Raw genomic sequence first — 23,460 nt, forward strand, 5'->3', positions numbered from 1 at the left:
CCGATGAAGGCCCCGGTGGGATCGGTGAAGGCCCCGGTGCGTGGCCGGCGCTCCCCGCTCGCCTCGCTCGGACTGCATCTGACGCTGGTGGTGGCGTCCGCGATCGCCGTCTTCCCGGTGCTGTGGGTGTTCCTGACCTCCCTCAAGCCCGCGGAATACGCGACCACCACCGACTTCGTCAAAGAGACGACGTTCGAGAACTACACCAAGCTGATCGACGACACCGAGTTCCTCACCTGGTTCGGCAACTCGCTGCTGGTCGCCGGGCTCACCACGGTGCTCGGCGTGTTCGTGGCCGCCACCACCGGCTACGCCGTCAGCCGCTTCCGCTTCCCCGGCAAGCGGGGTCTGATGTGGACCCTGCTGATCACCCAGATGTTCCCGGTCGCGGTGCTGATCGTGCCGATCTACAACATCATGGCGGGCCTGGGGCTGCTCAACGAGCCGGCCGGCCTGGTGATCACCTACCTCACCATCGCCGTGCCGTTCTGCGCCTGGATGATGAAGGGCTTCTTCGACACCATCCCACGCGAGATCGACGAGTCGGGCCAGGTCGACGGGCTCACCCCGTTCGGCACGTTCTGGCGGCTGATCCTGCCGCTGGCCAAGCCCGGTATCGCGGTGACGGCGTTCTACTCGTTCATCACCGCCTGGGGCGAGGTGGCCTACGCCTCCGCGTTCATGGTCGGTGACGAGAACCTCACCCTGGCCGGCGGGCTCCAGAAGTTCGTCAACCAGTACGGCGCCCAGTGGGGCCCGATGACCGCGGCGTCCGTGCTCATCGCGATCCCCGCCGCGATCGTGTTCCTCTTCGCCCAGCGGCATCTGGTGACCGGTGTATCGGCCGGCGCCGTCAAGGGCTGAGCCCCCGCCCCGGCCCCCCCACACCTTCCGCATCCGATCACATCCAGGGACGAAATGACCCAGCACCTCGCCGCCCCCGCCCACCACCCGACCAGTGGCACGCACACCGGCTGGTGGCGGGACGCGGTGATCTACCAGGTCTATCCGCGCAGCTTCGCCGACGGCAACGGCGACGGCATGGGCGATCTCGCGGGCATACGCGACCGGCTCCCGTACCTCAAAGAGCTCGGCATCGACGCGGTCTGGCTCAGCCCCTTCTACGCATCCCCGCAGGCCGACGCCGGTTACGACGTCGCCGACTACCGTGCCATCGACCCGGTGTTCGGCAACCTGCACGACGCCGACGCGCTGATCCGCGCCGCCCACGAACTCGGTCTGCGGGTCATCGTGGACCTAGTGCCCAACCACTGCTCGGACCAGCACGACTGGTTCCGTCAGGCACTGCGCGAGGGCCCCGGATCCCGGCTGCGTGAGCGCTTCCACTTCCGCCCGGGCAAGGGAGTAAACGGCGAACTGCCCCCCAACGACTGGGAGTCCATCTTCGGCGGACCGGCCTGGACCCGGGTCGAGGAGCCGGACGGCAATGGGGGCGAGGCCGGGGGAGAGTGGTACCTGCATCTCTTCGCGCCCGAGCAGCCCGACTTCAACTGGGAACACCCCGCCGTCCAGGACGAGTTCCGCTCGATCCTGCGCTTCTGGCTCGACCTGGGCGCCGACGGCTTCCGCGTCGACGTCGCCCACGGCCTGGTCAAGGCCCCGGGTCTGCCCGACATCGGTGGCAGCGAACAGCTCAAGCTGCTCGGCAACGACGTCATGCCGTTCTTCGACCAGGACGGAGTGCACGAGATCTACCGCTCCTGGCGGCGGATCCTCGACGAGTACGAGGGTCAGCGCGTGCTCGTCGCCGAGGCCTGGACCCCGACGGTCGAGCGCACCGCGCTCTATGTCCGCCCGGACGAGATGCACCAGGCCTTCAACTTCCAGTACCTGACCACGAACTGGGATGCGCAGGAGCTGCGCGGAGTCATCGACGGCTCGCTGGCCGCGATGCGCCCCGTCGGCGCCCCCACCACCTGGGTGCTGTCCAACCACGATGTCACCCGGCACGCCACACGCTTCGCCAACCCGCCCGGTCTCGGCACCCAGCTGCGCGACCAGGGTGACCGTGAGCTCGGTCTGCGGCGGGCGCGTGCGGCGACACTGCTGATGCTGGCGCTGCCGGGTTCGGCGTACGTCTACCAGGGCGAGGAACTGGGACTTCCGGACGTCACCGACCTGCCGGACGAGGTGCGCCAGGACCCGTCCTTCTTCCGGGCCGAGGGCCAGGACGGATTCCGTGACGGTTGCCGGGTGCCGATCCCGTGGACGCGCTCGGGTTCGTCGTACGGTTTCGGCAGCGGTGGCAGCTGGCTCCCGCAGCCGGATTCGTGGGGTGAGCTGAGTGTGGAGGCCCAGACGGGTGTGCCGGGCTCGACGCTGGAGCTGTACCGGGCGGCCCTCGCGGTACGCCGTGAGCACCCCGGCCTTGGCGCGGGTGACGCGGTGACCTGGCTGGACGCGCCCGAAGGCGTGCTCGCCCTGGCCCGCGACGGCTTCGTCTGCACCACCAACACCACGGGTGCGGACGTGGAACTGCCTGTCCCCGGCGCCCTGCTGCTGGCCAGTGGTCCGGTGGCGTTCGGCGAAGGCGCCGGCGGCGGAACGGTCGTGCTGCCCGCCGACAGCACGGCGTGGTGGGCGGTGTGACCGTCCCCCGGCCGAGGAGCGGCGGCACGGGGGTGGCCGCTCCTCGGCTCGCCGACATCGCGGCCCAGTCGGGCGTCAGCGAGGCCACGGTCAGCCGCGTGCTCAACGCCAAACCGGGCGTATCGGCGGCGACCAGGACCCGGGTGCTGGCAGCGCTGGACGTACTCGGCTACGAGCGGCCCGTACGGCTGCGCAGGCGCAGTGACGGGCTGGTGGGGCTGGTGGTGCCCGAGCTCACCAATCCGGTGTTCCCGGCGTTCGCGCAGGTCGTCGAGCAGGCGCTGAGCGGCTACGGCTACACCCCGCTGCTGTGCGCCAAACAGCCCGGCGGGGCCACGGAGGACGAGCTGGTGGAGCAGCTCGAGGAGAGCGGTGCCGACGGCATCGTCTTCCTGTCCGGGCTCCATGCCGACACCTCGGCCGACCCCGCGCGCTACGCCGAACTCGCCGCCCGCAAGGTCCCGTTCGTCCTCATCAACGGCTACAACGCGCGGATCTCGGCCCCCTTCGTCTCGACGGACGACCACATGGCCGCCGCCATGGCCGTGCGCCATCTGGCCGAACTGGGCCACGACCGGATCGGTCTGGCGGTCGGCCCGGTCCGCTACGTGCCGTCCCTCCGCAAGACGGAGGGCTTCCTCGCGACGGCGGGACCGGGCGCCGAACGGTACGTCCGGCACACCCTGTTCAGCGTCGAGGGCGGCCACGCCGCGGCGGCCGAGCTGTTCGAGGCGGGCTGCACCGGCATCGTCTGCGGCAGCGACATGATGGCCCTCGGCGCGATCCGCGCCGCCCGCGAGCGGGGCCTTGACGTACCGGGCCAGGTCTCGGTGGTCGGCTACGACGACTCCCCGCTGATCGCCTTCACGGACCCGCCGCTGACCACGGTGCGCCAGCCCGTACACGCGATGGCGTCGACGGCCGTCGGCGCGCTGCTGGAGGAGATCCGCGGCAATCCCGTGCCGACCACGGAGTACCTGTTCCAGCCGGAGCTGGTGGTACGGGGGTCCACGGCGCGTCCTTCGCGCTGAGGCGGTCGCCGGCACGACGACCACGACGACAGGGTCCCGCCGATGACCTGGGTCCGGGGTGCATGGCGGGCACCGCCGGCGGGAGCGGCACTGCGCAGGCCGCGACCGGAGGCCGGGGGAAGCCGGGGCTGATGAAGGCTTCGAGGAGCGGCGCCATGCCGCTCCTCGAAGTCATGCCCGCCGCGGGCACGACGTACGGACGCGGACTCCCGGGTGCTACGCGCCTCTCGTGCAATTTCTTGCGGACTCATGTCTTCCATGAGTCCTGCAGATGTCGAAACTGTTGACCGTTGGACTCACTGGCCCTACGGTCACCTGCACAGAGGGCCTTGCAGTCTTGCAGCAAGAACATTCAATCCCCATCCCCACCCGGGCCCTCCGCACCGACCTCCCCCACTCCCTTCCTGAGCCGCAGGAGGAACCACATGGCCAGCAGGTCCCTGGCCGCCGCCCTCGCCTTCGTGGCGGGTGCGGCGACAGTGGTGCTCGCGCCACCGGGAGCCGCACAGGCGGCCCCGCCGGGCAGCAAGGATGTCACCGCCGTCCTCTTCGAATGGCGCTTCGATTCAGTCGCCCGTGCGTGCAGCGACACGCTCGGGCCCGCCGGTTACGGATACGTCCAGGTCTCCCCGCCCCAGGAGCACATACAGGGCGGGCAGTGGTGGACGTCCTACCAGCCCGTCAGCTACCGGATCGCGGGGCGGCTCGGTGACCGTGCCGCGTTCTCCGCGATGGTCGGCGCCTGCCACGCGGCGGGCGTGAAGGTCGTCGCCGACACCGTCATCAACCACATGGCCGCCGGCAGCGGTACCGGCACGGGCGGTTCGCCGTACACGAAGTACGGCTACCCCGGTCTGTACTCCTCCCGGGACATGGACGACTGCACCGCGCAGATCACCAACTACCAGGACCGCGCCAACGTCCAGAACTGCGAACTGGTGCAGCTCGCCGATCTCGACACCGGTGAGGAGTACGTCCGCACCAGGATCGCGGGCTATCTGGACGACCTGCTGTCGCTGGGCGTCGACGGCTTCCGGATCGACGCCGCCAAGCACATACCGGCCGCCGACCTCGCCGCCATCAAGGCCAAGCTCGGCAACCCCGGCGTGTACTGGAAGCAGGAGGCCATCCACGGAGCCGGTGAGGCCGTCTCGCCCAGCGAGTACCTCGGCAACGGAGACGTCCAGGAGTTCCGCTACGCACGCGACCTCAAGCGGGTCCTCAACAACGAGAACCTCGCCCACCTGAAGAACTTCGGCGAGGGCTGGGGCTATATGGCGAGTGGCCGGTCCGCCGTCTTCGTGGACAACCACGACACCGAGCGCGGCGGTGACACCCTCAGCTACAAGGACGGCGCCGGCTACACGCTCGCCAACGTCTTCATGCTGGCGTGGCCCTACGGGGCCCCGGACGTCCACTCCGGCTACGAGTGGACCGACCGGGACGCCGGACCGCCGAACGGCGGCACGGTGAACGCCTGCTACAGCGACGGCTGGAAGTGCCAGCACGCATGGCGCGAGATCTCCTCGATGGTCGCCTTCAGGAACGTGGCCCACGGTCAGGGTGTCACGAACTGGTGGGACAACGCAGGGGACGCGATCGCCTTCGGGCGCGGCGACAAGGCCTTCGTGGCCATCAACCACGAGTCGTCCCCGCTGACCCGGACCTTCCAGACCTCGCTTCCCGCGGGCGCCTACTGCGACGTCCAGTCCGGTACGGGCGTCACGGTCAACGCCTCGGGGCAGTTCACCCGCACCCTGGATGCCGACACCGCCGTCGCGCTTCACGTGGGCGCACGGAACTGCGGTGGTTCGACGAGCGCCGCGGGAGCCTCGTTCGGCGTCAGCGCCACGACCGTGTTCGGTCAGAACATTTATGTCACCGGCGATCAGCCGGCACTCGGCAACTGGAACACCGGTGCCGCCTTGAAGCTCGACCCGGCGAGCTACCCGGTGTGGAAGCTCGACGTCGGTCTGCCCGCCGGTACGGCCTTCGCGTACAAGTACATCCGCAAGGACGCCACCGGCACCGTCGTGTGGGAGAGCGGCGCCAACCGCACGGCGACCGTGCCCGCGAGCGGCACGGTCACGCTGAACGACACCTGGCGCGACTGAACCGCCACCACCCCGAACTGCCGCTCCGCGCGCTCTCGACCCCGCTGCGCGCGGAGCGGCACACCACTCTTCCCTTCTCCTCCCGGACCCTTCCCGGTCAGTCTCACAACCTACGGAGAGCCCCTGTGATACGCCCCCTGCGCGGCAGGCGCAGAGCAGTCGCGGCCACGCTCGCCGCCGCCCTGTGCGCGGCGCTCGCGCCCGCCGTCCCCGCGGCGGCGGCCAAGCCACCCGCACCCCCGGCGGACGCGAAGCTCGCCGCTGAGCCGAGCCGCCACGATCTGACCCGGGAGCAGTTCTACTTCGTGCTGCCGGATCGTTTCGCCAATGGCGACCGGGCCAATGACCGGGGCGGACTGACCGGTTCACGCCTGGAGACCGGCTACGACCCCGGCGACAAGGGCTTCTACCAGGGCGGCGACCTCAAGGGGCTGACCCAGCGGCTCGACTACATCAAGGGCCTCGGCACCACCGCCATCTGGCTCGCGCCGATCTTCAAGAACCGGCCGGTGCAGGGCACCGGGAACGAGGCCTCTGCCGGCTACCACGGTTACTGGATCACCGACTTCACCCAGGTCGACCCGCACTTCGGCACCAACGCCGACCTCACCAGGCTGATCGGCAAGGCCCATGCCAAGGGCATGAAGGTCTTCTTCGACGTCATCACCAACCACACCGCCGACACCGTCGACTACGCCGAGAAGAAGTACGGCTACCGTCCCAAGGGCGCTTACCCCTACCTGGACGAGGAGGGCCGCCCCTTCGACGACCGCGACCGGATCGCGAAGGTGGACGCGGACTCCTTCCCGTACACCCCGGTCCAGGGACCCGGCCGGATCCCCAAGGTCCCCGCCTGGCTCAACGACCCCACGATGTACCACAACCGGGGCGACTCGACCTGGGCGGGGGAGAGCGCCGAGTACGGCGACTTCGTCGGCCTCGACGACCTGTGGACCGAGCGTCCCGAGGTCGTGGACGGCATGAAGAAGATCTACGAGAAGTGGGTCCGCGACTTCGGCATCGACGGCTTCCGGATCGACACCGTCAAGCACGTGGACCTGGACTTCTGGACCCAGTGGGCCACCGCACTCGACGCCTACGCCGCGAAGCGGGGCCGGGACGACTTCTTCATGTTCGGCGAGGTCTACTCCGCCGACACGGCCGTCACGTCCCCGTACGTCACCCGGGGACGACTGGACGCCACCCTTGACTTCCCCTTCCAGGACGCGGCTCGTGCCTACGCCTCCCAGGGCGCCGATGCCGGACGGCTCGCGCGGGTGCTCGCCGACGACTACCGGTACACCACCGACAAGGCCAACGCCTACGAGCAGGTGACCTTCCTCGGCAACCACGACATGGGCCGCATCGGCACCTTCCTCAAGCAGGACAACCCCGGCGCGGACGACGCCGAGCTGCTGAAGCGGGCCCGGCTCGCCAATGAGCTGATGTTCCTCAGCCGGGGCAATCCGGTGGTCTACTACGGCGACGAGCAGGGTTTCACCGGCGCCGGCGGCGACAAGGACGCCCGCCAGACACTCTTCGCCTCGAAGACCGCCGACTACCTGGACGACGACCAGCTCGGCACCGACCGCACCCACGCCGACGACGCCTACGACCCCGCGCACCCGGTCTACCGCTCGATCGCCGCGCTCTCCGGACTCACCCGCAGGCACCCGGCGCTGCGTGACGGAATCCAGCAGGAGCGGTACGCCTCAGGCGCCGAGAAGTCCGTGTACGCCTTCTCCCGTACGGACGCGAGGCAGCGCGTCGAGTACGTCGTCGCCACGAACAACGCCACGGCGCCGAAGAAGGTCACCCTGCCCGTGGACGCTGCCGACTTCCGCGTGCTGTACGGCGGTTCCGGTGCCGTCCACGCCGAGGACGGGAAGATCACCGTCACCGTGCCCGCGCTCTCCTCGCTGGTGCTGCGTGCGACCAAGCCACTCGCCGCACCCGCCGCCAAGCCGTCCCTGACGCTCAGGGCGCCGGCCACCGGAGCCACCGGCACCGTCGAGCTCACCGCCGATGTCCAGGGCGGGCAGCTCAACCGGGTGGTGTTCGCCGCCCAGGTCGGCAACGGCGAGTGGCGCACCCTCGGCACAGCCGACCACGCCCCGTACAAGGTCACCCAGCACCTCACCGCCCCCGCCGGCACGCCCCTGCGCTACAAGGCGGTGGCCGTCGACAGCCTCGGCCGCACCGCGAGCGCCCTCGCCTCCTCCACGGCGGGCAGGATCCCGCCGCCCGCGAAGCCGACGGCCGTCCAGCGCGACTACGCCGTCGTCCACTACAAGCGGACCGAGGGGGGCTACGACGGCTGGCAGTTGAAGGCCGCCGGGACCACCGCGGCGTTCACCGGCCGGGACGCCTACGGTGCCTTCGCCTGGGTCAAGGTCCCCGAGGGCGCCGCCACCCTCCCGTACACCGTGGAGAAGGACGGCACCACCGAAGGCCCCCAGCGCGACATCAGCCTCGCCCGCACCGGCGAGGTCTGGATCACGCAGGGCCAGGACGGCCAGTCCGACACGGCACCCGAGGGCGCGTACCCGCCGCAGGACACCAAGAAGGCCGTGCTGCACTACCAGCGGCCCGACGGGGGTACCTCCCAGGCCGAAGGCTCTGGGGGAGACTACGACGGCTGGGGTCTGCACACCTGGACCGGTGCCGCCGAACCCACCGACTGGTCCAAGCCGCTGATGCCGGTCCGCCAGGACGCGTACGGGGTGACCTTCGAGGTGCCGCTCGCCGACGGCGCCACCTCGCTCAGCTACATCGTCCACAAGGGCGACCAGAAGGACCTGCCGACCGACCAGTCGCTGACCTTCGCCGACCATGGCCGCGAGGTGTGGATGCTGGCCGGGCAGCAGAAGTATCTGCTGCCGCAGACGGGCGGGGCGCTCTCACTCGACCTGACGAAGGCCGAGGCCCAGTTCATCGACCGGAACACCGTCGTCTGGAAGGCGAAGGCCACCGACGCCACCAGCCAGCAGCTCGTGTACGCCCCGCGGGGCGGCATCGAGATCTCGGACGGCGCGCTGAGCGACGAGGGGCAGTGGCTCCGGCTGAGCCCCTCCTCGCTCACCGACGCCCAGAAGGCGAAGTACCCGCACCTCAAGGACTACCCGGCGTTCGTCGTCGACCCGCGCGACCGTGACCGGGTACGGGGTGCCCTGCGTGGCCAGCTCATCGCCACCCAGCGCAACGAAGCGGGCGCCCTGCTCGCCGCCACCGGGGTGCAGATCCCGGGCGTGCTCGACGACCTGTACGCCGGCAAGGCCGGGGAAGCCGCGCTCGGGCCGGTGTTCCGCAAGGGCCGCCCGACCCTCTCCGTCTGGGCACCGACCGCCCGCGATGTGGCGCTCGAACTCGACGGCAGGACCGTGCGGATGAGGCGCGACGACACCACCGGCGTCTGGTCCGTGTCCGGCCCGGCGAGCTGGCGCGGAAAGCCCTACCGCTACGCCGTGACCGTCTGGGCGCCCAGTGTGCGCAAGCTCGTCACCAACAAGGTCACCGACCCCTACTCGACAGCTCTCACCACCGACTCGGCCCGCAGCCTGGTCGTCGACCTCGCCGACCCAGGGCTCGCCCCCAGTGGCTGGGCCGCCCTGCGCAAGCCCGCCGCCGTGCCGCTGCGGAACGCTCAGATCCAGGAGCTGCACGTCCGCGACTTCTCGGTCGCCGACCGCACGGTGAAGCACCCCGGCGGCTATCTGGCCTTCACCGACCGTGCGTCGGCCGGTATGAAGCACCTGAAGCAGCTCGCCGACAGCGGCACCTCGTATGTCCATCTGCTGCCCGTCTTCGACATCGGCACCATCCCCGAGCGGAAGTCCGACCAGTCCACCCCGGACTGCGATCTCACGGCCCACGCCCCCGACTCCGAGGAGCAGCAGGCCTGCGTCACCGAGGCAGCCGCCAAGGACGCCTACAACTGGGGCTACGACCCGCTGCACTACACGGTGCCCGAGGGCTCGTATGCGTCCGACCCCGACGGCACCAGCCGCACGGTCGAGTTCCGGCAGATGGTGCAGGGCCTGAACGGGGCCGGACTGCGGACCGTCATGGACGTCGTCTACAACCACACCGTCGCCGGCGGCCAGGACGACAAGTCCGTACTGGACCGGATCGTGCCCGGCTACTACCAGCGGCTGCTCGCCGACGGCACCGTGGCCACCTCCACCTGCTGCGCCAACACCGCCCCCGAGAACGCCATGATGGGCAAGCTCGTCGTGGACTCGGTCGTCACCTGGGCCAGGGAGTACAAGGTCGACGGCTTCCGGTTCGACCTCATGGGCCACCACCCGAAGACCAACATCCTCGCCGTCCGCAAAGCACTCGACGCCCTCACCATGCAGAAGGACGGCGTGGACGGCAAGAGCATCGTCCTGTACGGGGAGGGCTGGAACTTCGGCGAGATCGCCGACGACGCCCGTTTCGTCCAGGCCACCCAGAAGAACATGGCGGGCACCGGGATCGCCACCTTCTCCGACCGGGCGCGCGACGCCGTGCGCGGCGGCGGACCCTTCGACGAGGACCCGGGGATCCGGGGCTTCGCCTCCGGACTGTTCACCGAGCCGGGCGCCTCGAAGGCCAACGGCACCCCACAGGAGCAGAAGTCCCGCCTGTTGCACTACCAGGACCTGATCAAGGTCGGACTTTCGGGAAACCTGGCCTCGTACCGTTTCACCGACAGCAGCGGTGCGGAGGTCAAGGGCTCCGAGGTCGACTACAACGGCTCCCCGGCCGGATACGCCACCGCGCCCGGTGACGCGCTCGCCTACGCCGACGCCCATGACAACGAGAGCCTGTACGACGCCCTCGCCTACAAACTCCCGCCGACGGTCACGGCCGCCGACCGGGCGCGGATGCAGGTGCTCGCCATGGCGACCGCCGCCCTCTCCCAGGGGCCGGCGCTCTCCCAGGCGGGCTCGGACCTGCTCCGCTCCAAGTCGCTGGACCGCAACTCCTACGACAGCGGGGACTGGTTCAACGCCCTCCACTGGGACTGCCGGGACGGCAACGGCTTCGGCCGGGGGCTGCCCCCCGCCGCCGACAACAAGGCCAAGTGGCCCTACGCCAAACCGCTGCTGACCGGCGCCGCGCTGAAGCCGGGCTGCGACGAGATCTCCGGGGCCTCCGCCGCCTACCGTGACCTGCTGCGGATCCGGACCAGCGAGCCGGTGTTCGGGCTCGGCACGGCGGACGCGGTGCAGTCGGCGCTGTCCTTCCCGCTCTCGGGCGCGGACGAGACACCGGGCGTCATCACCATGCGGCTCGGGAAGCTGACCGTGGTCTTCAACGCCACGCCGACGACCCGGGACCAGCGGGTGGCGGCACTCGCGGGCACCCCGTACGCCCTGCACCCGGTGCAGGCCGCGGGCTCCGACGCCACCGTGAAGTCGGCCTCGTACGCGCCCGAATCGGGGACCTTCACGGTGCCGGGGCGCACCGTCGCGGTCTTCACCCGCGGCTGACCCGTCAGGGCGGTGCGCCCGGGCCGGTTTCGTACGCCTCGTACGGCCGGCTCAGGCGCGCTGCCCCGGCAGGCGCACCGCCTCGGGCACCAGCGTCGCCAACCGGCCGATCAGCTCACCGAAGGGGCCGTCGGCCGGTTCCTCGCCGAGCAGGCGACCCAGCACTTCCGCCATCACCGGGTCGTACGCGGCGGGTACGGCGACCAGGGCCACGAAGTCGTGCACCAGCTGCCGTTCGAGCTCAGCCCGTGGAATCTCCCGCCCGTCGAGCCAGATCAGTGCCGTCGACTCCGCGAGCGACACCCAGGAACGGACGACCAGGCGCAGCCGGGGCGGCGGGTCGCTGACGCCGAGATGGGCCATGACGTGGTCGTAGGCGGCCTGCCTGACCTCTTCGACCATGGCATTGGTCCGGGTGGAGCCGACCGCGGGGCCGCCCCGCATCAGCGCTGAGAAGCCGGGGCCGTGCTCGTCCACGAAGTCGAAGAACCGGCACATCACCCGCAGCAGCCGTCCGCCGAGCGGCCCTTCGTGCCGCTCCACGATGCGGGCCGCCAGATCGTCGGCCGCTCGCCGCAGCGCCGCCTCGTACAGGCTCTGCTTGCCGGGGAAGTAGTGGTAGACGAGCGGGCGTGAGATCCCCGCCGCGGTGGCGATCTCGTCGATGGACACCTCGTCGGGGGAGCGGTGGCTGAACAACTCCAGCGCCACCCCGATCAACTGCTGTTTGCGCTCTTCGACGCCCATCCTGCGGCGAACCCCGGTCGTCATGCGAACAGCCTAACGGCCGGTCGGAGCGGGTCGGAGTCGGTCGGGCGCCGGCCCGCACAGGGACAGCGCCGGTCAGTGAACCGCCGCCGCGGCACTCCCGGTAGGCTCCGGGGATATGACCGCATCTGACCAGGAAGCCCCGGTACCGGAGTCGGAGGCTCCGGGTGAGCTGGAAGCACTCCCGGAGCGCACGGGCATGACTCCCCGCCAGGCCCGGGTGGTGCGTATCGCCGTGGCGTCCGCGCTGCTGGTGACGCTGGCCGCCGTGCTCGTGGTGCGGCTCGCCAGCCGTACGTCCGTACTGGTGGTGGGGGTCTACGGACTGGCCATGATCCTGTGCGGGGTGGTCATCGAGCTGAGCCGTCACGGCCGTACCCGGCTGGGTAGCTGGCTGCTGGGTGCGGGCCTGGTGGCGGCACTCGCGGCGGACTGGCTGCTGCTGCCCTGACCCGTGGCCCGTCTGTTCCCCGGCCCGGACAGCACCTCGGTGTTCCGTGCGGCACGTCACCCCGCGCCGCCCCTCTTGCCCGGTGACACCAGCGGGGCGAGCAGGCAGGATGGCTGGATGCGTACGGACCGACGTCGAAGCACCGCACCGATAGCCCTGGCCGCGCTCGCCCTGACGGCCGTCACGGCTCTCACGGGCTGCGTCCCGGATGACGAGAAAGCCGCTGACGTGCCCGAGACGGCGACGGGGTCGCTGGAAGAGCTGGCCGCCAAGGTCACGTGCAGGCCGAACGTCTCCACGGACGCCAAGGAACTCCGGCAGGCCAACTGCGCGACGAAGGACGGCAAGTATGTGCTGACCACCTTCGCGACCGACCGGGGCCAGCGCGAGTGGATCAACGAGGCCAACGACTACGGCGGCGCCTATCTCGTCGGCCGCAAGTGGGTCGTGAGCGGCGACGAGAAGGTGGTCACCGCGCTGCGCGACCGGCTCGGCGGGGATGTGGAGACCGGCGCCTCGCACGGTGGGCACACGGGCAGCGGCCACACCGGCAGTGAGCCCTCCGGAAGTGAGCACTCGGGCATGGACCACTCCGGACACAACTGAGACGCTCGTCGGAACGCCGAAAGGGCCCGCCGTGAACGGCGGGCCCTTTCGGGTGCTCGTGAAGGCTACCGGCACCTGCGAGCGGTGTTGATGCAGTTCACCACCTTGTTCATCAGGTTCTCGTCGAAGACGTTGATGAAGTCGCCGTGGTCCGTGACCGGCTTGTGCAGCTGCTCGGGGAACGAGTCGACCGCGAAGACGCTCGGGTTGTTCCCGTCGAAGACCGGCGGCGGCACGTCGTACACGATCCGCTGGACGAGCTGCGGAATGGCCTTGAAGCCGTTCTGGCAGCGGCCGTTCTGGTCGGCGAAGGCGACATGGGTGCGGTGGTTGGCGCTGTCGGTGTTCTGGCCGTCCCAGCAGCTCTGGAACTTGAACGACCGCACGACCTTGCTGCCCTCGGGGCAGACCGGGTACTTGTCCTTGAGCTGGCGGTTCTCGAAGCCCGTGCAGCTCCAGGAGGCGTTGGCGTTGGCGTTGCCGTTGACGAACGCCTTGGCGTCACCCGTGATGATCCGCAGGAACTTCGGCATCGCGGTGACCTTGCCGACCGGACTGCCGACGAAGTTCAGGGTCACCTGGGACGGTGTCTGGATCTCGCCGACGTTCTTGTCCTTGCCGCCGCCGTCGGCCTGGACGTCGTTCTCGTCCTGACCGTTCTGCACGCGCAGCACCGGCCAGTAGTAGGTCGACTTGTCGCCCTGGTTGCGGCAGGTCGTCTGCCCGTTGGCGAGGTCGTCGTCGCTGGCGAAGGCGTCGTTGGCCTGGTTGCCCACGTAGTCGTGCATGTGGTGGGCGCCGTTGCTCACACCGGGCGCCACGATGACGTTGTCCGGGTTGAACTTGCCGTTCTCGTTCCGGCCGCAGCTGGTGGTGAAGGTGCCGCGGGACGCGTTGCGGAGCTTGCGGGGGCTCTGCACGTTCGGCTGGACGGTGGTGATGTCCACGAAGTCGCCGGTCTCCGGGCCGTTGCCGGCCTGACCTGCTCCGCCCTGGTCCTGGCCGCCGTTGTTCTGACCGCCGTCGCCGCCGTTGTCCTGGCCGCCGTCACCCTGACCCTGGTTGTCGGCCTGCTCCTGGCCACCGCCGTTCTGGTCCTGGCCGCCGTTGTTCTGACCGCCGGTGTTGTTGTCATCGCCGCGCAGTTCGCACGATGCCATCGACTGGAGCCCTTGGGGCTTCTGAGCGGTCCGCTGCTGGTTGAGCAGGGCGATGATCCGCTGGATGATCACCAGGCGCTCGTTCTGCAGCGGCGTGAGGATCTGCTGCTGGCCGTAGGTGCGGTCGCTCTGCACCCGCTGCTTGTTCTCGGCGAATCTCTGGTAGGCCCTGGTGATCTGGGAATCCAGTGTGGCGAGTTGGCGGTCAACCGATCCGCGTACCTGTTGGGGCACTTCGGGGATCTCGTTTCCGACGTCGGGACAGTCGATGGTGGACACCGACTGCCATCCGTTCGTGGACTGGAGCGGACGCTGGCCGGTCCAGCCCTCCCCTGCGGAAGCGTAGTAATTGGCCGCTACCAACCCACCCCCGCCCAGAATGAGGGCAGCCGAGGCAGCGATCGCCCGGTTTGCCAGCGTTGAGCGTTTGCGTGATGTGCGTCCCATGGAACTCCAATCCCGGGAGGGGTAGCGCGTCGTTCCATACGGGGGACATCGGGACACCGTTCAGCGGGATGGGTAATTCGTAGGTTTCTCTGTGCGCAAACCGGGTGGAAATCGTAGAGACCTCGCGGCCGGGGGTGGATCAGGAGCGGAATCCGGCCAGTAGTGCCGCGTCCTGCTCGGGCGTCAGACCCGCGGGGCTGCGCACCGCACGCAGCGGAATCGCCCCGTCCAGGGAGCGCAGCCAGGTCCAGGTGTCCGCCACCGTCTCCGCGACCGGGCGGCAGCGCAGGCCCGCGGCCAGAGCCTTGGACACATCCGCCCGGTGCAGTGCGTCGTGCAGCTCGCCACGCGGGAGCCAGATCGGCAGATCCGTCCAGGGGGCGACTCCCGCGCCGGTGATCGTCTCCTCGTCGAGCCAGCACAGCCGTGCGTCCGCTCCGGTGACCCGGACGCACTCCTCCAGCAGCTCGCCCATGGTCGTGTGCCCCGGTGCGCTCACCACGTTGTACGCGCCGGACAGCCCCCGGTCCGGCGCGTCGAGCACCCACTCCGCCAGATCGCGTGCGTCGATGTACTGCAACGGGATGTCGCGCGGGCCGGGCGCGGGGACCGGGCCACCTCGGGCGATCCGGTTCAGCCACCACGGCAGCCGTCCCACGTTCTCCCAGGGGCCGATGATCAGTCCCGCCCGCGCCAGCAGGGAACGCTCCTCGCCGAAAGCCTCCACCGTGGCCAGCTCGCCGCCCCGCTTGTCCCGGGCGTAGTCGGTGGCCTCCGCGTCGGCCGCGGCGCCGTCCACCATGGGGGCGTCCTCGCCGGTGCCCGCCGGCAGCGGCCATGCGTAGACGGAGCGACTGGACACATAGGCGTAGCGCCCCGCCCGGTCGGCGAGCAGCCGTGCCGTCTCCCGTACGGCCCGGGGCGCGGACGACCAGGTGTCCACCACCAGATCCCAGTCGCCGGCCGCCGCGGCCGCCTCCTCGATCGCCTTCAGTCCGCCCGGCGCCTCCCGGTCGCCGTGCAGCACGGTCACCCCCTCGGGGGCCGGATGCCGCCCCCGGTGGAAGACCGTCACCTCACACTCGCGTGCCAGCGCCGCCTCCACGACCGCCCGGCCCACGAACTCCGTCCCACCCAGCACCAGAAGTCTCATGATCATGACTGTGCCGCTCCCGGGGTGCGGGCGGCGACTCATTCCGCTCGCAGGGGAACGATTCCGCTGCCAGGGAAACCGGGGGAAGCAGAGCAACAAGGGGGGCGGAGGAGCCGCGGGAGGTCCTCGCAAGAGACTCATCGGGACCCTGGGCTGCCGTTACCGGCGGACAGGATGGCACCATGTCCGGGCCATGACGGATACCCGGTCGCCGATACGCGCCCTCCGAGCCGCACTTTTCGCAGCGGTGTGCTCGGCTTTGACGGCGATTGGGCATTCGTCCCTGTCTGGGCATGATCTACCTGCCGCCGTGCTGCTCTGCGCGTTCTCGGTCAGCTGGGGAGCGGCCTGGCTCGCAGGCACTCGCCGAAGGGGCGCGTTCTCCATCGGCGCGGGACTCCTGGCCGTCCAGGGCACCCTGCACCTGCTGTTCGCCGGGGCCGACACATACGGTGCGCCGGCACACGGCGGCGGCCGCACGCACCTGATGGGGACCGACTCCATGGGTTCCGAGGCCATGGCACTCGAAACCATGGCGGGCGCCCCGAGCGGTCCCACCGCCTTGGCACCGATGGCCGGCGCCCCCTCCGCCGACATGGTCGCGGCCCATGTCATCGGTGCCCTGGTGTGCGCACTGTGGCTCGCCCGGGGTGAAGCGGCCTTCTTCCAGCTCGCCCGTACGGTCGGCTGCCTCGCCTTCGCGCCCCTGCGCCGGGTGCTGGCCGTCGTCCGCGTACCGGAGCTGCCGAAGCGGCCCGTAGCGCCCCGCACCCGCGCCGCCCGGCGCTTCGAAGGCGTCGTCCTCGCACACGCGCTGTCGCGGCGCGGCCCGCCGCGGTCCTTCGTCCCCCGTGCCACGGCCCCCGGAGCGTACGTCTGACCCGGGGACCGCAACTCCCCATGTCAACGTGCACAACTTCGAGGACTGCCATGGCCATTGACGACTCCGTAAGACCAGAAGAGCCGGCCGCCCCCACCGCGGCCACCACCCCCACTCCCCGCTCCTCCACCTGGAGCGCGCTGCGCCCGCTCGTGCTGCGTATCCACTTCTACGCGGGCGTGCTCGTCGCCCCCCTCCTCTTCATCGCCGCGACCACGGGACTGCTGTACGCACTCTCGTTGCCGGCCGAGAAGGTGCTCTACAGCCATGAGCTGACCACCGACGTCGGCGCCGGCGCCATGCCGCTCGACACCCAGGTCACCGCCGCCCGCGAGGCCCACCCCCAGGGCACCGTCACCGCCGTGTGGCCGTCCCCGGAGGAAGGCGCGACCACCAGGGTGCTCATGCAGAGCCCCGAGGTCGCCGAGGGCAAGGAACTCACCGTCTTCGTCGACCCCTACACCGGAAAGGTGCGCGGGGAGCTGGAGACCTCCGGCGACGCGCTGCCGATACGCACCTGGCTGTCGGGCCTCCACTCCAACCTTCAGCTCGGTGAGTCGGGCCGGATCTACAGCGAGATGGCCGCGAGCTGGATGTGGGTCGTCGCCCTCGGCGGTCTGCTGCTGTGGATCGGCCGCAAGCGGGCGAGCCGCAAGGCGCTGTTCCTGCCCGACCGCTCCGCCACCGGCCGCCGCAGGACGCTCTCCTGGCACGGCTCCGTCGGCCTGTGGGCCGTGGTCGGTCTGCTCGTGCTCTCCGCCACCGGTCTGACCTGGTCGACCTATGCCGGTGCCAACATCGACAAGATCCAGACCCAGCTCGGCGGGGCCACCCCGGCGGTCGCCGCCGCACTCGACGGCCAGGACTCCGGCGGTTCCCACCAGGGCCACGGGACCGGCCACGGCACCACCCCGCAGCAGGCCACCGGCCCGGACGTCGGCCTGGACAAGGTGGTCGAGGCGGCGCGGGCCGAAGGCGTCGAGGAGCAGATCCAGATCACCCTGCCCAGCGAGGGCCAGGGGTACGTGGTCAAGGAGCGCGACCGGGAATTCCCGGTCCACCTCGACACCGTGGCCGTCGACCCGGCCGACGGACGGGTGATGGACACCCTGCCGTTCGAGGACTACCCGCTGCTCGCCAAGCTGACCCGCTTCGGTATCGACGTCCACATGGGCTACACCTTCGGTCTGGCCAACCAGCTCGCCCTGGCCGCGCTCGCCGTCGCGCTGATGTTCCTCGTGGTCTGGGGCTACCGCATGTGGTGGCTGCGCAGGCCCACGAAGGAACGCAAGCTCAGCACCGGCCGCCCGATGCCGCGCGGAGCCTGGCGCAAGGTGCCCGTGACCATGCTGCTGCCGCTGGCCGCGGTGACGGCGCTGGTCGGGTGGTTCGTGCCGCTGCTCGGCCTCAGCCTGCTGGTGTTCCTGGTGATCGACATAGCCCTGGGCTTCGTGGCCCGCAGAAGGGCCGGCGCGCAGGCGTAGACCCGGCACCGACCGGCACAGACCCGGGGTCCGGTACCGGACCCCGGGTCTGACGGGTCTTGGGGGACCTACGGCCCCTGCTCAGGGTTCAGGGGGCGTACTTGTAGCCGACCCGCCGCACGGTCTGGATGGTGTGGCGGTGTTCCGCGCCCAGCTTGCGGCGCAGCCGGGCCACATGGACGTCGACGGTCCGGCCGTCGCCCACGTGACCGTAGCCCCAGACGGTCTCCACCAGCTGGTCGCGCGTGTGCACCCGGTGCGGATGCGCGACCAGATGGGCCAGCAGCTCGAACTCCAGATAGGTGAGCCCGAGCACCCGGCCGTCGATCGCGACGGTCCGCCGGGCGGAGTCGATCCGTACCGGCCCTTCGCCCTGGCCCTGGTCCTTCCGGATCTGTTTCTCGTCCTGGCCGTGGACTTCGTGCTCCGCCACCGGCACGGGCGCTGCGGGCAGGGGGGAGGGCGGCGGCTGCTGGTCTGCCGGTACGAGCACCAGATAGCCCACCATCGGTGGGCGGCCCGGCAGGGTGGGCAGGGTGTGCGGTGGCGCGGGCAGCCAGGTGGTGCCCGGTGGAAGGAAGTCCGCGACATGCACGGCCTCGTCCGGGCCGACAGCCCGGAGCCGGTGCCGACCGGTCGTGACAGCGGTGTTCGCCATGAGAGGTCAACTCTTTCGCGCAGAGGAATCGTGGGGTACGTACGACATGCGCGTCGGCCGAAGGCACCTGGACCGGGAGGTCCGACGGGGCTTTAGAGGGCCGAAGCGTTCCTCGCGCGGCAACACACACGGTCGAAGTCGTGGTGCTGGCGGGACGGCCAGAACGGCTCGAGGTCGCTGCCGCCGCGACCTTTCGCGAAGTCCCGGGTACTGGCCATGCTCTCATTCAAGCAGACAGCGGGCGGCGGCAGCAGAGCCTTCTCACTGATTGGACACCCGGCTGGACACCCGGCTGAACACCCGGTCGGACGCCCAAGTGGCGTGCCACCAGCGGCTGCTGGAGACAAGCGCTACCCCACCAGTCGTTTGCGCCAGTCCAGTGCTGTCACGGTGATCGTCTGGCCGGGGTCGCCGTTCCAGTCCACCCACAGGCCCACACCGGCCAGTGCTGCCACGACTTCCCGGCCGATGACGGCAGTGGTCTCCGGCGAGCCGTCGAAACCCCCGTACAGCAGGTTCAGCCCGGCTCCCGCAGCCACCGAGTCCGTGCACTGCGTGTGGAAATAGACGAATCCCCGCGCGTTCGGCGAACCGGCGCCACCTATCTCGGACTGACCGCAGTTACGGCAGCAGGTGAAGTGCTCCCGGGCCGTGATGCCACCTGCCTCCAGCGCGGCGAACGCACGGCTGATCCGCTCGGGGTCGGTCTCGCCCTCTCCCCAGCCGGACTGCTCGGCCACCCGCTCCAGCCACATCGTGTCCACCAACCGCCGGGCCTGCTCGGGCGACACCGGGTGGTCGTCGCCGTTGACCAGGTAGTCCTCGGCGATCTCGGCCAGCTGGGCCCGGGTCCCGTAGCCGCCTACGAGCAGTTCGCGCACACGCTGCTCCAGCAGCCTGCGATCCTCTTGGCCCAGGTCCAGTGGTGGCACGGGCTCCGGGGCCGGCATGTCCAGCGGCTCCCAGCTCATTCCGGCGTCCCAGTCGTCCTGCTGCCGTGCCCAGCCCAGCATGACCCCCGCCACCGTCTCCGGTGCCTCGACCAGTACCTGGAAATGCCGGTCGTGGCCGCCGTCGCGGTGCTCGAGCATGTAGTCCCCGCCGGTCTCGTGCCATACCTGGACGTAGGCATCGGGCAGGTCCGGTATGCGCTGGAGGACAAGGAAGTTGTCGCCCCTGGGGCCGATCCGCCGCACCAGCTCGTCGAGCTGCTGCGCCGTCGGCCGGACCTGCCGCCGCTGGTCCTCGGTCTGCACGGTGATCTCAAGCATGCGCACCACCATGGCAGGTCCCACTGACAGCGAAGGTGCCGCCCACCGGAACCCGGCGGGCGGCACCTTCACCAAGAGAGGGGATGATCAGACCTGGCCGGCCTTCTCCAGCGCGGTGCAGCAGGTGTCCACCAGCAGCCGGGTCACCACGTACGGGTCGACGTTGGCGTTCGGACGGCGGTCCTCGATGTAGCCCTTGCCGTCCTTCTCCACCTGCCACGGGATACGGACCGAGGCGCCGCGGTCCGAGACGCCGTAGCTGTACTCGTTCCACGGGGCGGTCTCGTGCAGACCGGTCAGACGGTCGTCGATCCCCGCGCCGTAGTTCTTGACGTGGTCCATCGGCTTGGAGCCCTCGCCCAGCGACTCGCACGCGGTGATGATCGCGTCGTAACCCTCGCGCATGGCCTTGGTCGAGAAGTTGGTGTGCGCACCGGCGCCGTTCCAGTCGCCCTTCACCGGCTTCGGGTCGAGCGTCGCGGCGACGTTGAAGTCCTCGGCGGTGCGGTAGAGCAGCCAGCGGGCGACCCACAGTTGGTCGGAGACCTCCAGCGGCGCCAGCGGGCCGACCTGGAACTCCCACTGACCGGGCATGACCTCGGCGTTGATTCCGGAGATGCCGAGACCGGCCTTGAGGCAGTTCTCCAGGTGGGCCTCGACCACGTCACGGCCGTGGATCTCGTCGACGCCGACACCGCAGTAGTAGCCGCCCTGCGGAGCGGGGAAGCCGCCGACCGGGAAGCCGAGCGGACGGTCACCCTCGAAGAAGGTGTACTCCTGCTCGATGCCGAAGATCGGTTCCTGGTTCGTGAACCGCTCGGAGACCTCCACGAGCTGTGCGCGGGTGTTGGAGGCGTGCGGGGTCATGTCCGTGTTCAGGACCTCGCAGAGCACCAGGACGTGGTCACCGCCGCGGATCGGGTCCGGGCAGGAGAACACGGGCTTCAGCACGCGGTCGGAGGCGTGGCCCTCGGCCTGGTTGGTGCTGGATCCGTCGAAGCCCCAGATGGGCAGCTCGTCGACACCGGCGACGGTGCTGGTCAGTATCTTCGTCTTGGAACGGAGCTTCGCGGTCGGCTCGGTGCCGTCGATCCAGATGTACTCAGCCTTGATGAACGTCACGGGGGCCTCATCCTTTGCACGGTGCTGCGGGTATGAGGCGCAGCTTGGCAACACGGGATTTCCCGTCCGTTGCCCGATTGTGAACCCCGTGTTACTCAGGTTTCCCGTCCGGCCTTACCGGCCCGGGATACGACGGCGCCGGACCCCGGCGCCGTCGTATACATCGGTTCAGCTAAGTGTGGATCAGCCGACGCGCTCGATGCGTGCCTTGCGGATCAGGAACTTGCCGGGCTCGCGGACCTGCTCGAATGCCGCGTTGTTGAGCAGGGCGCAGCTTCCGGAGGCCGAGGTCACCTCGACGGTGGTGGACTTGTTGTTGTCGAGGTTGGTCACCTTGAGCTTGGTGCCGACGGGGAAGGTGCCACTGGAGGCCGCGGGGGCGCCGGCCTCACCGGAGAGGGTCACGGTCGAGCCCTGGCAGACGACCTCGCCGACCGCACCGCCGCCCTGGTTGCCGGCGTCGCCTGCGGCCGGAGGCTGGCTCCCCTGGTTCCCGGCGCCCTGACCGCCGCCGGCCTGGCCCCCGCCGACGCGCTCGATGCGCACCTGCCGGATCACGTTCTTGCCCGCTTCGCGGACCTGCTCGAATGCCGCGGCGTTCAGCAGGGCGCAGCTTCCGGAGGTCGACGTGACCTCCACGGTGGTGCTCTTGTTGTTGGCCAGGTTGGTGACCTTGATCTTCGTGCCGAGCGGAAGCTCACCGCTGGAGGCCGCGGGGGCGCCGCCGTCGTTGGAGAAGGTGAGGTTCTGCCCTGCGCAGAGGGCCTCGCCGGCCGCGCCGCCGTTCCCCGCCTGCCCCTGCCCCTGACCGGCCGGGGGCTGGGCCGGAGCCGCCGCCTGGCCCGAGCCGCCGGAGCCTTCCGCGCATCCCGCGGCCTTCTGCTGGACGTTGATCTGCTTGATCACCGCTTCGCGATTGGCGATCCGTGCCCCCGACTGGGCGTCGGGGTTGGTCCGTTGACCGGCGATGAAGTTCTCGTTGTTGCGGACGGCCTGAGCGAGTCCGTCACAGGCCGCGGATGCGCTGTTCGTTCCCGCGTTACTTGTGCCGGTCATGACAATCGCGGTGCCGCCGATCAACGCCGCTGCGCTGACGAGCAGGGTGATCTTCTTCTTGCCGCTGAGGGTCTTCTTGCGCGACACGTAAGTGCTCCTGTCCCCGGCCGTGGAGGGCGGCCGGATCTGATTTCCGTGTTGCCGCTACGTACGGGTAGGGCGCGCGGCCCTGCTCAATGAATCAGACGTAACTTCCTTAACTGGGACTTAAGTTTGCGCAGGCAGTGAGGGCGAAGGTGATGGATCATGACCGGATGAACTCAGAAACGATCACCGCGGACGCGTCGGGCAGCTGGACGCTCGGAGACCTCGAGGTCAACAGAATCGGCTTCGGCGCGATGCGCCTGTCGCAACGGGGGAAGGCGCTGATACCCGACGCTGTTCCCGGCGACCGCGACCAGGCGATCGCGGTGCTGCGCCGTGCGGTGGAGCTCGGCGTGAACCACATCGACACCGCCGCGTTCTACTTCTCGCCGCTGCGTTCCGCCAACGAACTGATCAACCGGGCCCTGGCCCCCTACTCGGACGACCTCGTCATCGCCACCAAGGTGGGTCCGCACCGGGACATGTGCGGGGAGTGGACCACGCACGCCCGGACGGCGCAGGAACTGCGCGGACAGGTCGAGGAGAACCTGCGCCAGCTCGGGCGTGACCACCTCGACCTCGTCAATCTGCGGATCGTCGGTGCGGACTCGATCGCCGAACGATTCGGCGCGCTCGCCGAGATGCGCGACACCGGGCTCATCCGCCAGCTCGGCGTGTCCAACGTCAACCCCGATCAGCTCGCCGAGGCCCAGGCGATCGCACCCGTCGTCTGTGTGCAGAACGCCTACGGCATCGGGCTGCGGCCGGAGCGGGACGCGTTCGTCCGCAGCTGCGGTGAGCAGGGTGTGGCGTTCGTGCCGTTCTACTCCGTCGCAGGTTCCGGAGGGCAGGCGGGGGTGACCTCACCCGAGCACGACGCGGTGCAGGCCGTGGCGCGTGCCCACGGAGTCGGCGCGGCACAGGTCCGGCTGGCATGGACCCTCCACCGTGGCCCGCACATGCTGGCCATTCCCGGCACCGGCGATCTGGAGCACCTGGAGGCGAACATCGCCACCGGGACCCTGCGCCTCAGCGACGAGGACCTCGCCTCCCTGGAAGTCGCGCACCGCGCCGCGGCCGAGGCGTAA

The 23,460-nt window shown here is 69.9% G+C and carries 17 protein-coding genes; 10 read left to right on the top strand and 7 right to left on the bottom strand.

Going from position 1 to position 23,460, the window contains the following annotated elements; all coding sequences use genetic code 11:
* Positions 1-3: 3 nt before the first annotated feature.
* The 5 genes from ABZ532_RS27085 (at position 4) to pulA (ending at position 11,232) form a co-directional block, all read left to right on the top strand.
* Positions 4-864 (top strand): carbohydrate ABC transporter permease, encoded by an 861-nt coding sequence (locus ABZ532_RS27085; RefSeq protein WP_361289113.1) that lies wholly within the window; start codon positions 4-6, stop codon positions 862-864.
* Between the two features lie 54 nt (positions 865-918).
* Positions 919-2,610 carry a glycoside hydrolase family 13 protein gene (locus ABZ532_RS27090; RefSeq protein WP_361289045.1) on the top strand — a complete coding sequence of 564 codons (1,692 nt, stop codon included), beginning with the start codon at positions 919-921 and terminating at the stop codon, positions 2,608-2,610.
* Entirely contained in the window at positions 2,595-3,641 is a 1,047-nt protein-coding gene (locus ABZ532_RS27095; RefSeq protein WP_361289048.1) for a LacI family DNA-binding transcriptional regulator, read from the top strand. Before ABZ532_RS27090 ends, ABZ532_RS27095 begins: the two co-directional genes overlap by 16 nt.
* A 425-nt stretch (positions 3,642-4,066) precedes the next feature.
* On the top strand, positions 4,067-5,755 hold the full coding sequence (locus ABZ532_RS27100) for a carbohydrate-binding module family 20 domain-containing protein (RefSeq protein ID WP_361289051.1): 1,689 nt from the start codon (positions 4,067-4,069) through the stop codon (positions 5,753-5,755).
* A gap of 125 nt (positions 5,756-5,880) precedes the next feature.
* The gene (gene pulA / locus ABZ532_RS27105) at positions 5,881-11,232 is read left to right on the top strand and encodes a pullulanase-type alpha-1,6-glucosidase (protein WP_361289054.1); all 5,352 of its coding nucleotides are present in this window, start codon (positions 5,881-5,883) and stop codon (positions 11,230-11,232) included.
* 51 nt (positions 11,233-11,283) lie between these two features.
* Here the strand turns inward: pulA and ABZ532_RS27110 are convergent, their stop codons facing one another.
* On the bottom strand, positions 11,284-12,003 hold the full coding sequence (locus ABZ532_RS27110; RefSeq protein ID WP_361289057.1) for a TetR/AcrR family transcriptional regulator: 720 nt from the start codon (positions 12,001-12,003) through the stop codon (positions 11,284-11,286).
* 115 nt (positions 12,004-12,118) lie between these two features.
* On the opposite strand from ABZ532_RS27110, the gene ABZ532_RS27115 reads away from it, so the two are divergent.
* On the top strand, positions 12,119-12,451 hold the full coding sequence (locus ABZ532_RS27115; RefSeq protein WP_361289059.1) for a hypothetical protein: 333 nt from the start codon (positions 12,119-12,121) through the stop codon (positions 12,449-12,451).
* A 117-nt stretch (positions 12,452-12,568) separates the two neighbouring features.
* On the top strand, positions 12,569-13,057 hold the full coding sequence (locus ABZ532_RS27120; protein ID WP_361289062.1) for a hypothetical protein: 489 nt from the start codon (positions 12,569-12,571) through the stop codon (positions 13,055-13,057).
* 65 nt (positions 13,058-13,122) lie between these two features.
* Here ABZ532_RS27120 and ABZ532_RS27125 read toward each other — a convergent pair whose 3' ends face one another.
* The gene (locus tag ABZ532_RS27125; RefSeq protein WP_361289065.1) at positions 13,123-14,664 is read right to left on the bottom strand and encodes a DUF1996 domain-containing protein; all 1,542 of its coding nucleotides are present in this window, start codon (positions 14,662-14,664) and stop codon (positions 13,123-13,125) included.
* A 139-nt stretch (positions 14,665-14,803) separates the two neighbouring features.
* On the bottom strand, positions 14,804-15,817 hold the full coding sequence (locus ABZ532_RS27130; protein WP_361289068.1) for an NAD-dependent epimerase/dehydratase family protein: 1,014 nt from the start codon (positions 15,815-15,817) through the stop codon (positions 14,804-14,806).
* Positions 15,818-16,127: 310 nt separating this feature from the next.
* Here ABZ532_RS27130 and ABZ532_RS27135 point away from each other — a divergent pair, with 310 nt between their 5' ends.
* On the top strand, positions 16,128-16,697 hold the full coding sequence (locus ABZ532_RS27135; RefSeq protein WP_361289071.1) for a hypothetical protein: 570 nt from the start codon (positions 16,128-16,130) through the stop codon (positions 16,695-16,697).
* A 50-nt stretch (positions 16,698-16,747) separates the two neighbouring features.
* Complete coding sequence (locus ABZ532_RS27140) at positions 16,748-18,181, top strand: PepSY domain-containing protein (RefSeq protein WP_361289074.1); 1,434 nt, start codon at positions 16,748-16,750, stop codon at positions 18,179-18,181.
* 88 nt (positions 18,182-18,269) lie between these two features.
* Here ABZ532_RS27140 and ABZ532_RS27145 read toward each other — a convergent pair whose 3' ends face one another.
* The 4 genes from ABZ532_RS27145 to ABZ532_RS27160 form a co-directional block, all read right to left on the bottom strand.
* Positions 18,270-18,839, bottom strand: a complete 570-nt coding sequence (locus ABZ532_RS27145; RefSeq protein ID WP_361289077.1) for a winged helix-turn-helix domain-containing protein — start codon at positions 18,837-18,839, stop codon at positions 18,270-18,272.
* A 350-nt stretch (positions 18,840-19,189) separates the two neighbouring features.
* The gene (locus tag ABZ532_RS27150) at positions 19,190-20,110 is read right to left on the bottom strand and encodes a hypothetical protein (RefSeq protein ID WP_361289080.1); all 921 of its coding nucleotides are present in this window, start codon (positions 20,108-20,110) and stop codon (positions 19,190-19,192) included.
* An 87-nt stretch (positions 20,111-20,197) separates the two neighbouring features.
* A complete protein-coding gene (gene glnII / locus ABZ532_RS27155) occupies positions 20,198-21,232 on the bottom strand; it encodes a glutamine synthetase (protein ID WP_361289083.1) in 1,035 nt (344 codons plus the stop codon).
* A 183-nt stretch (positions 21,233-21,415) separates the two neighbouring features.
* The gene (locus ABZ532_RS27160) at positions 21,416-22,375 is read right to left on the bottom strand and encodes a hypothetical protein (RefSeq protein WP_361289086.1); all 960 of its coding nucleotides are present in this window, start codon (positions 22,373-22,375) and stop codon (positions 21,416-21,418) included.
* Between the two features lie 167 nt (positions 22,376-22,542).
* Here ABZ532_RS27160 and ABZ532_RS27165 point away from each other — a divergent pair, with 167 nt between their 5' ends.
* Entirely contained in the window at positions 22,543-23,460 is a 918-nt protein-coding gene (locus tag ABZ532_RS27165) for an aldo/keto reductase (RefSeq protein ID WP_361289089.1), read from the top strand.

The organism is Streptomyces sp. NPDC019396, from assembly GCF_040632375.1.
GTDB lineage: Bacteria > Actinomycetota > Actinomycetes > Streptomycetales > Streptomycetaceae > Streptomyces.